Below are 9673 nucleotides of genomic sequence, written 5' to 3'. Positions count from 1 at the left end.
CCCACTCCTGGGCTGTACTCCGACACCGTGAGTGAGCTCGTCGCGAGCATCTGCAATCACAACGAAAACTAGCCCCCACATCCCTGAAGGATCACGAAACGGTTACACCACTCCACGGGACTTGACCTCCGTTTCAGCCAGTTCTCGTAGTAGGCGCGAGCGAGGCCGTCGTCCGCTGCTATGCGCACGGCTTCGCCGTCGGACATCTCGATGCCGATCGCGCGACGAGCAACCGGATTCCGCAACGACCTCCGGAACTGCTCGAAAGATGTTCCCCCCATGCCCCTGTCTACCGGATCTTCGGCAGGGGAGAGCACCGTCGATTCGCTTGTGCTGACATAACGTCGATTATCGGTCACGACCCAGAGGGGGTTAAGTGAACGAGCTTCGCGCTATCTAGAGCCGGCTGAGCAGCTCGAGGCTGATCGGTCTGAGCTTTCGCATTCGGCAAGACTTTGTCGCAGAGCTTTCCTGATCGAAGCCCGGTCGGCGGCGTGGCGGCTCAGGATGAGGGCAACCTCTGCGCATGCATCGGCGCTTGGCTTTTCGGCAATCTTCTCGCACTGTAGGTAACTCTCGACGAGGGACGCCCGTTCCTCGACGGTCAGTCGTCCATCGAGGGCGCGCAGTTTGAGAAACTTTCCTACAGGCGTCATAGAGGCCGTCACTGCGGTTGTCGTCGGCCCGTTGCTCGATCGAGCGCATCGGTGAGGTCGGAGAGTTGCTCGAGTTCTAGCTTCTCGCCGTTGAGGAAGAAGGTGGGAGTGCCGGTGACGTTGAGGTACTGCCCATCGTTGAAATCCTCTTCTACCCGCGCCTGTGTTGCCGGGTCCGCGACCGCAGCGTCATAGGCATCCATGTCGAGGCCGAGGTCTTCGGCGTAGCTGCGGAACAGCTCCTCGCGCGATTCGCGGAGTTCCCCCCATTCAGCTTGCGTTTCGAAGAGGCGGCTGTGCATGGCTTCGAACTCGCCTTGTTGAGCGGCCGCTTCTGCCGCGAGAGCAGCGTTCATCGAGTTGAAGTGCCCCGGAAGAGGGAAGTACCGGACCACGAAGTTGATGTCCCCGGCGTACTCCTCGCGAAGCTGTTCTATGACCGGGTAGAACGCTCCGCACGCTTCGCATTCGAAGTCGAGGAACTCAACGAGGGTTGGCGCGTCTGGCCCGGCGTTATCGAGAACATGGGAATTGGCACGAGCTCCAGGGAGCGCCCCGTCGGTCGCCTCCGGGGGTGTGGGGGCTTCCGGACGGTTGATGAACGCGATCGCGGCAACGAGTGCGACGAGGACGACGACCACGGCGATGGTCACGATGGTGGCTCTGGCTGCGGGTTTCACGAGATTCCTGATCCTTGGGTAGCGGTGCGTTCTGCTTGCGCCTGGTGTTTGGGCGTTGGGTAAGGGTTCGGGCAGACCCATCGGAGGGCCTGGGGTCTGCCCGAACTGGCAGCGTCGTGGCACCATCACGCAGCTGCCGCGGGGCGATGAGGAGGGGAACCGACGCTGAGCGTCGGATCCTCCGTAAGACTGGCGATATTGATGCGCGCATTGTCAGAGGCCGACTCCGCGTGCTCGGAGGAAGGCGGCTGGGTCGACCCGCACCCCGCCGATGTATACCTCGAAGTGGAGGTGGCATCCGGTCGAGGCCCCGGTGGTGCCGGCATAGGCAATGACCTGCCCGGCGCGCACCGTCTGCCCATAGCTGACGTTGTACCCACCGTTGAGGATGTGTGCGTAGGCCGTGACGCTGCCGTCTCGGTGTTGGATCTTGACGTAGTTGCCCCATGACCCGCTCCATCCGGCAAAGATGACCGTTCCTGCTGCTGCGGCGTATAGCGGTGCGCCGCAGCCTGCGGAAAAGTCGAGTCCGCGGTGGCCGCTGGATGTGCAGTACCCGTTACTGCAGATTGTCCCGCGGGACCCGAAGGGAGATGTCACTCCTCCGTGCGCCGGCCGCACCCACCCGGAGGAGGCGGGACGTCCACCGGCTGAGCTACCGTCACTGGGTCTTCCCGGCCGGCTACCTCCGCCTGCTGCGGCTTGTTGGCGGCGGCGCTCCTCTTCCGCGAGCCGGCGGCGTTCGTCCTCGCGTGCCCGCTGGGCGGCTTCCTCTCTGGCTTTCCGCTGTGCTTCTTCACGGCGTTTGCGCTCGGCCTCCACACCCGCCCGATATCCGGCAATGGTTTTGGTGGTGGTGTCTTGCAGCGCCGATAGCTGCGCTTCGAGGGTGAGCCGGTGCTCATTCTGCGCGATGAGGGCTGCTTGCGCTGTTTGCGCGGCCTGTCGCGCTGCGTCCATGCGCTGCTCAGCTTGCAGCTTTAGACGGTCTCGCTCGTCGCGAGCGACCTTGGCCTGGTCGGTGAGGCTCTGGGCGCTGTCACGTGCGCCAACGGCGTCCGCGTACACGTCACGATTCGCGTCGACGAGCTTGTCGACAGCCCCGAGACGCGCAAGCAGATCATCGGCGTCCGCCACGGAACCCGAGAAGAACAGTTCGAGGGTGGGATCGCTCTTACCGTTGCGGTACTGCAACGCGGCAAGGTCGCCGAGCTTCGCCGCTGCTTCACGAGCACGGGAAGTTTCGGCGTCAGCCTGATCCTGGAGGCTCTGCGCCCGGTCGACGGCGTCCTCGAATGCTTCGAGGGCGAGCAGATACTCCTGCCCCAGCCGTTCCGCCTCAGCTTGTTTTACGTTGACGTCGTTCTCGAGGGCGCGGATGAGGCCTTCGATGCGGGTGATTTCAGCGTTCTTTGCGGCCTGATTAGTGCGTGCCTTTTCCACGTCGTCCCACGTGGGATACTTCGCCGCAAACGCCGGTAGTGCTATGCCCAGCCCCACCGATCCGACCACGACTCCTATTGCGGCGAGGCCGACGACGCCGCGGCGGGATATGGTGCGAAGCGATCGCAGTTCGTCGGCTGTGGGGGCGCACCCGCAGTCAACGTCAGGCACACGCAGGGGCTCCTCCGCGTTGCGGCGTCTCATCGGGCGTCCTTCCGGGCGAGGGCAGTGAGGTATTCGTTGTACGCGTCGAGTTCGGCGTGCCCGTGCACGTCGGCGTGCCGGTCGGCTTCAACGGCGCGCCGTGTGTCGTCGCGGAACCACCGATGCACGACGTAGATCAGCATGAAGAGAGTGGGCCCTTCGCCGTACGACCACGCGAGTGCACCTGCCAGCCACTGATCATCGAGGGGGTCGATACCCCATGCGGCGGGCGGAGCGGCGAAGCGGTCGACCAGGAGGGTGGTGCTCATCATGAGAAACACCCCGAAGAACGCGTGGAGCGCCGCCTCGGCAAACAGATCGAGGGCCTTGCCGGGGTACGACATCCGCGACGGCAACGGATCGCTGGAAAGAATCGGAACCGTGAACAAGACCCCGACCGTCAAGAATGCGACATCGAGCAGCTGATGTCCGCCGGGCAAGGTGAGGATCGGGTCGGCCAGTTTGGCGAGGTACAGCCCGTAGAACGCCAACAGGTGCAGGGGGACAGCGACGGCAGGGCTCAGCACCCATCGGGCAGCTCTGCTGCGCAGGCCCGCGTGCGCCAGTCGGAGGATGGTGAGGCCCAGGCCTTGGTGTGGTGTCGCGCGGAGAAGCAACGTTCCGGGGGACCCCAGGATCAGCAGCGGCGGGATGGTGAACATCAAGGTCAACTGCTGAAACATCGACACCGAGAACAATGCGTAACTGTAGTTCTCGATACCCAGACCGGTGACGACGAACAGGAGCACACACCCCAACAGGAACGACCCTGCCCGCATCATCGACCAGCGTCTTCTCCGCCGTCGCAGTTGGACCACTCCCGCCACATACGCGGCCGCCAGCACGATTGCCACCACCGGAAGTACCGGAAGCGGCTGCGGGTGGGGGGTGAGGAACGCGAGGAACGAAGGCGGCGCGTCGGGGATCCAGGCACTCACCGGGTAGCTCCCCACCTTGGCAGCCACAGCTCCGCGATCGTCCTCAATGGGGCGTGCGGCGGCGGTGTTCGGCGGCGCGGCGCCGTGCCGCTGCGTGTGCGGAATGTCACGGTCGGCGTACTTTGATGAGCGAGCCGGCAATGAGGAACGCAACCGCGGCGACCGGTTGCGCCGCTGACCACACGGGCCCTGAGAAGGGGAACGGGAGGATGGGATTCCAGAGCACGACGATCGTCGCGAGCACTGGAATCCACCACCATTGCCGGGCTTGGAACGCGAACCACGCGGCGATCGCCGCGAGAATGGCGACCACGAAACGCACGATCGCGAACCAATCGCTGTCTTGCAGCGTGGGGGCAAGGAAGAGCACCGCCGCTGCGATGAGTGCCGGTGCCAGAGCGTTGCGCTGGTAGGTCGAGGGAATGCGCTGCTTCTTGGTCATCGTGCACGCTCGTCCGGTACCCGTGCGTGGGAGTCACCGTGTTGTGCCGTCGCCCGGCGGTGCCGACGCTGCCGCCACAGGGCGAGGAGCAAAACGCCTCCACCGACCCCGAGTGCGACATCAGCGAGATTTCCGATGAAGAGGTTCCCGTACGCCAAAAAGTCGATGACGTAGCCGCGACCGAACGCGGGGTAGAAGAAGAGCCGGTCGATGAGGTTTCCGATCGCGCCACCGAGGACGAGCCCCATTCCGACGGCCCACCCCGGCGTTCGCGAGCGCCATGCGGCGATACCGAGAAGCGCGGTCGCGACCACGCCGAGCGTGGTCAGCACCCATGTCATGTTCGAACCCAGGGAGAGGAACGCTCCCGCGTTGAAGGCCAGCTGCAAACCGAGGAGATCCCCAATGAGCGGGATGCGCTCATTGGGGCTCAACCCGCTCAATGCGTTGGCTTTGGTGCCTTGGTCAATGAGGACGGTGAGCCCGGCGGTGACGAATGCGAGAGCGACGAGGCGCAACCGGTTAGCGCTCATCGGATCCCTCCCCGGTTCGCAACTCGGCGAGATCGCGACGGCGCCGTTCGCGGCCCATCATGACTACGACGATGAGACAGCCACCGATGAGTGCGACCCCACTGACAAGCCCTACAAGTGGCAAAATTTGGCCGGTTGAGTTGGGTTCGTTGTGTACGTCTCCCGCGGGAGTAGGCGGGGGTGGCGGGCTGGGGGTTAGCTCCGAGCCGCTCGTCGACGTGGGTGCCGGGGGCGCTGTGGTGAGCTCGCGGGCCTCCGCTGCGGCAGCCGGTGCGACGATCGCCGATCCGGCGACTGCCGCGGCGAGCATCATGGCGGTGAACCACCGACAGTGTCTATTACGCATGGGTGCGGTGCTCTCCGAAGTGCGATTGGGGTTCGATCTGGAAGGTCGAGTGCTCGATGCTGACCGGGAAGTGGTCACTCACACACATCTGCAGTGACCGCAGCAGCTGCGCGGATTCCTCGCCGTTGAGCCCGTCATCCACCACCACATGCGCGGTCAGGGTCGGCAAGTCTGTCGACACCTGCGATGCGTGAAGGTCGTGGACGGCGATGACATGAGGTAGCTCAAGCAGGTGCCGGCGCACATCCTGGAGGTTGAGGCCCGGTGGGGTGGACTCAAGCAGCACGCTCCCTGCAGTGCGGAGCAAAATCAGCGTTCGGGGAATGATGAGCAGCGCAATCAGAATTCCCGCGACCGCGTCGGCTTGGTACCACCCGAATGCTGTGATCGCGATCGCGCTGGCGATCACACCGACCGACCCCAGCGCGTCATTGAGAACCTCCAAGAACGCGGCGCGCATGTTCAGGTTTTTCTTGCGCCCGCTCAGCAGCACGAGCAGTGACGCGATATTTGCGACCAGGCCGACGACACCGAAGAAGAGGAGCGCGCCGGAAGATATCTCGGGCGGTTCAAATAGGCGCCGGATTCCTTCGACGAGAGCAAACAAGCCAACGCCCAGCAGCAAGGCCGCCTGAGTCAAGGCCCCCAACACTTCAGCACGACGCAGCCCCCACGTGTGGCGGTCTGTCGGGGCACGATCCATCAGTTGGGCGGCGGTAACCGCCATCCCCAAACCAACGACATCGGTAAGCATGTGCGCTGCGTCGATAAGCAGGGCAAGGCTGCCAGTAATCACTGAGCCCACGACTTCAATCACAAAGACCGAGGCTGTGATCGCGAAAGCGATCAGCAGACGCCGTCGCGGCGTTCCCTCCACTGCCCCATGGCTGTGGTCTGATCCCATGTGTCCGCTCCTCTCGCAGGAAAAGATCGATTCGATAGACGCTCATCACGCGACCGCCCACCGGCGACCGCGCAGATGGGATGCGTGCTGAGTTGTCGTCGTCAAGCAGCACGCGTTATCTCCCGGGGCGTGAACCTCGCGGCCGGTGCCGGCGGGCAGCCGCGAAGAGGCGGGTGCCCGCCGATCAGGTGATAGGGACTGTGGCTCAGATCCGGGCGACGCAAAGAAGAGCGAGCGTCGGCCCCTGGACATGTGCGCGGCGCGGGGTGAGCGGCAGTCGTACTCGTCGTGTTGAACCAATGAAGCGGGGTCGACCGAAGAGAGTGAAGACTCGACGCAGCCACGCGATTCCGAGCAGGCAGCAAACCACGCCGAAGATGCAAACGCCTGCTGTCGTCGCAGCCACGTTGTCGGAAGTGGTCGTGAGGGATGTGGTCGCCTCCGTAGAGGACGGGGAGGCGTTGCTGACCGTGGGTACCGGCGTGCCTGCGACACCGTCCACATGGGACATCGCCAGAATCCCGACCATCAGCAAGAGGGCTGCGATGCCGACCGTAATGAGTTTCGTTATCGGTCGGGCGGTGGTGCCTGCTGTCGTCGCGTGCGTTAGCGGCATCCCAACCATGGCGGGGAAACTATACCAACCGGGAGGTGGCAGGAGTGTTCGCCCGGGAGGGTGTCGGTGTGCTCGCCTGGCGGGGACCTGACCCGCGGGCCGCGCGGATGCCGTTGAGGATGATGAAAACCTCTGCGATTTCGTGCACGAGGACGACGCCTGCAAGCCCGAGCACCCCGGTCAGGGCGAGTGGGAACAGCACGATGATGATCGCTAGTGCGAGGCCGATGTTGGTGGTCATGATGCGACGACCGCGCCGGGCGTGAGCGAGAGCGCCGGGAATCAATCGGAGGTCGCGGCCGGTGAAGGCGACGTCAGCGGATTCCACCGCCGCTGCTGACCCTTTCACACCCATCGCGATTCCCACTGTGGCGGTTGCCAGGGCCGGTGCGTCGTTAATCCCATCTCCTACCATCGCGGTGGGGCGCGAGGTGATCAGGTTGCTGATTGCGGCAGCTTTGTCGGCTGGGAGTTGCTCGGCCCGGACATCGGTGATGCCGGCGTCGCGGGCGAGGGCGGTAGCGGTGCGGGAGTTATCGCCCGTGAGCATGACCGTGGTGATGCCTTGCTCGTGAAGAAGTCGAACAGTTTCAGTCGACTCGGGGCGCAGCTCGTCGCGCACGCCGACGAGACCTACAACAGTGTTATCCATTTCGACGACGATGACCGTCATGCCTTGCCCGGCCATGTCGTCGGCGGCTCGCGCCAACTCACCAGGGTTGAGCCAGCGGACGTTACCGACGCGAACACGCCGCCCTCCAACGAAACCGGTGATCCCATGCCCGGCGTGCTCAACGACGTCCCTAACCGGTTCGATGGTCGGTGAAGCGGACGTGATAGCCGTGGCGAGGGGGTGTGTACTGGAGCTTTCGACTGCGGCCGCCCAGGCCAAGATGTCTTCGCGCGAATACCCGCGTGCGGGGCGTACATCGACGACGGTCGGTTCGTTTCGGGTGAGGGTGCCTGTCTTGTCGAATGCAACGGTGCGGATCGTGCCGAGCTGCTCAAACGCCTCACCGGACTTGATCACGACACCGAACTTCGATGCTGATCCGATAGCGCTGATTACCGTCACCGGGACCGCGATCGCGAGCGCGCACGGCGACGCGGCGACGAGGACGACCAATGCCCTTTCCACCCACGTCCACGGGTCACCAACCAGCAACCCGAACAATGCGACCAGCGCCGCGGCGAGCAGGACCGCGGGGACAAGAGGGCGAGCGATGCGATCAGCAAGCCGCGCCCGCTCCCCCTTCCGGGCATGTGCCTGCTCCACCAGGCCAACAATCTGAGTGAGCGAATTGTCGCTGCCGCCCGCGGTGGCCTCAATACGGAGCGTGGCGGCCCCATTAATTGACCCAGCCGCGACAGCTGTGCCTGGACCAACCTCCACCGGGATCGACTCCCCGGTGATCGCCGACGTGTCCAGGCTCGATCTGCCTTCGACGACCACACCGTCGGTCGCAACACGTTCGCCTGCGCCGACGATAAGCACATCGAGCTCACGCACGGCTGCGGCGGGGACCAACTCGTCGCCAGACAGGCGCGACACCCGCACCGTCTCGGGAATCAACGACAGCAGCGCCCGCAGTCCTTCTTTTGCCCGATCCATTGCCCGGTCCTCGAGCGCTTCGGCCAGAGAGAACAAGAACGCCAACGTGGCAGCCTCGCCGACATGGCCGAGGGTGACAGCGCCGGCAGCAGCGATGGTCATCAATAGCCCCACGCCCAGACGCCCGCGGATAAGCCGCCGCACCGCACCAGGAACAAACGTTGATGCACCCGCAAGGAGTGAGGCCCACAGCAGCACGACTGCCGGGACATCGACCCCCGACCATTCGAGGATGTAGCCCACAAGAAGGAACACCCCCGCCGCAGCTGAAGGAAGCAACGCGGTATCCCGCCACCACACCGGCCGATTGCCCGGCTCCTCCCCCACCACACCCGGCCGCTCATCGGGGCCGCAGCACGCATCTCCACCAGGATGAGCTTCAGGCTCCCGCACTACCTGCGCTGGCGCGCAGCACAAATCGTCACCACCGACCCCCGGCGGGTTGGGTAGCTGGACCCGGTGGATACGCTTCTGTGGCACCACGGGGCCGCAGCACTCCTCACTCACTGCCCCACCCCCACGGTCGCGCCGGGCGCGCAGCACACACATCCGTCCTCAACGCACGCGACACCCTCGTCCACCGCGACGACAGCTTCCAGCAGCTGCCGCATCCCGAACGCCAGATGCGGATCCGCGACCTCATACCGCGTTCGTCTGCCCTCAGGAGACGCGACCACTAGCCCGCACCCGCGTAAACACGCGAGATGGTTCGACACGTTCGTTCGGGATAGATCCAGTTCTCGAGCTAGCTCGGCTGGATATCCGGGAGCTTCCAACAGGGACAACAAGACGCGGGACCGAGTTGGGTCCGCCATCGCGCGCCCAAGCCGGTTCATAACGTCCAGTCGCGAAGGAAGCGTCAGCATACGCTGACTATACATGGAACGCTGACCAGTCTCGATCCGACATAAGGCTGATTATCGGTCTGCTCGCAGGTCGCTGAGGTGACGGTCGCCGCCCTTAGGTCTTACCCCGCTAGGGCGTGTTGATCAAGTCATCTGCCCTTGTCTCGGTGAGCCTTGAACGGTGATGCGACACGAGATCTCTGACGAGGCGTGGGCCGTGATGGAGCCGTTGATGCCGACGGTTACGGGCCGGTCGAGGCCGTGGACGAATCATCGGCTCGCTGTCGAGGGAATGGCGTGGAAGTACCGCACCGGCGCTCCCTGGCGGGTGTCGACGGCGCTCGAAAACTGGACAGTAGCGGCGCTTGAAAAGTGAACACTCAACGATTGGAGAGTGATCACTTTGGAGGACTGGGCGTTGATCCGGAGGCTGGCCGGCGAGGGCGTGCCGAAG

Annotated in this window: 9 protein-coding genes; 1 reads left to right on the top strand and 8 read right to left on the bottom strand. The window is 64.3% G+C overall.

Annotated features, from left to right (window positions below):
* Positions 1-664: 664 nt before the first annotated feature.
* The 8 genes from NH287_RS14190 to NH287_RS14155 form a co-directional block, all read right to left on the bottom strand.
* The gene (locus NH287_RS14190) at positions 665-1309 is read right to left on the bottom strand and encodes a thioredoxin domain-containing protein (RefSeq protein ID WP_253036127.1); all 645 of its coding nucleotides are present in this window, start codon (positions 1307-1309) and stop codon (positions 665-667) included.
* A 240-nt stretch (positions 1310-1549) separates the two neighbouring features.
* The gene (locus NH287_RS14185) at positions 1550-2779 is read right to left on the bottom strand and encodes a peptidoglycan DD-metalloendopeptidase family protein (protein ID WP_374209395.1); all 1230 of its coding nucleotides are present in this window, start codon (positions 2777-2779) and stop codon (positions 1550-1552) included.
* 200 nt (positions 2780-2979) lie between these two features.
* A complete protein-coding gene (locus NH287_RS14180) occupies positions 2980-3948 on the bottom strand; it encodes a cytochrome c oxidase assembly protein (RefSeq protein ID WP_253036125.1) in 969 nt (322 codons plus the stop codon).
* Positions 3949-4027: 79 nt separating this feature from the next.
* Entirely contained in the window at positions 4028-4363 is a 336-nt protein-coding gene (locus tag NH287_RS14175) for a DUF6804 family protein (protein WP_253036124.1), read from the bottom strand.
* Positions 4360-4896 carry a signal peptidase II gene (locus tag NH287_RS14170; protein ID WP_253036123.1) on the bottom strand — a complete coding sequence of 179 codons (537 nt, stop codon included), beginning with the start codon at positions 4894-4896 and terminating at the stop codon, positions 4360-4362. Before NH287_RS14170 ends, NH287_RS14175 begins: the two co-directional genes overlap by 4 nt.
* Positions 4897-5234: 338 nt before the next feature.
* Positions 5235-6146 carry a cation diffusion facilitator family transporter gene (locus NH287_RS14165; protein ID WP_253036122.1) on the bottom strand — a complete coding sequence of 304 codons (912 nt, stop codon included), beginning with the start codon at positions 6144-6146 and terminating at the stop codon, positions 5235-5237.
* Positions 6147-6781: 635 nt separating this feature from the next.
* On the bottom strand, positions 6782-8923 hold the full coding sequence (locus NH287_RS14160; RefSeq protein WP_374209394.1) for a heavy metal translocating P-type ATPase: 2142 nt from the start codon (positions 8921-8923) through the stop codon (positions 6782-6784).
* Positions 8878-9240, bottom strand: a complete 363-nt coding sequence (locus NH287_RS14155; protein WP_253036120.1) for a helix-turn-helix transcriptional regulator — start codon at positions 9238-9240, stop codon at positions 8878-8880. Before NH287_RS14155 ends, NH287_RS14160 begins: the two co-directional genes overlap by 46 nt.
* Positions 9241-9403: 163 nt before the next feature.
* Here NH287_RS14155 and NH287_RS14150 point away from each other — a divergent pair, with 163 nt between their 5' ends.
* The gene (locus NH287_RS14150) at positions 9404-9595 is read left to right on the top strand and encodes a transposase (protein ID WP_374209396.1); all 192 of its coding nucleotides are present in this window, start codon (positions 9404-9406) and stop codon (positions 9593-9595) included.
* The last annotated feature ends 78 nt before the right edge of the window (positions 9596-9673 follow it).

The organism is Microbacterium sp. CnD16-F, assembly GCF_024124465.1.
In the GTDB taxonomy this organism is placed as follows: domain Bacteria; phylum Actinomycetota; class Actinomycetes; order Actinomycetales; family Microbacteriaceae; genus Microbacterium; species Microbacterium gawkjiense.
This window is presented reverse-complemented; position numbering and strand designations above follow the sequence as displayed.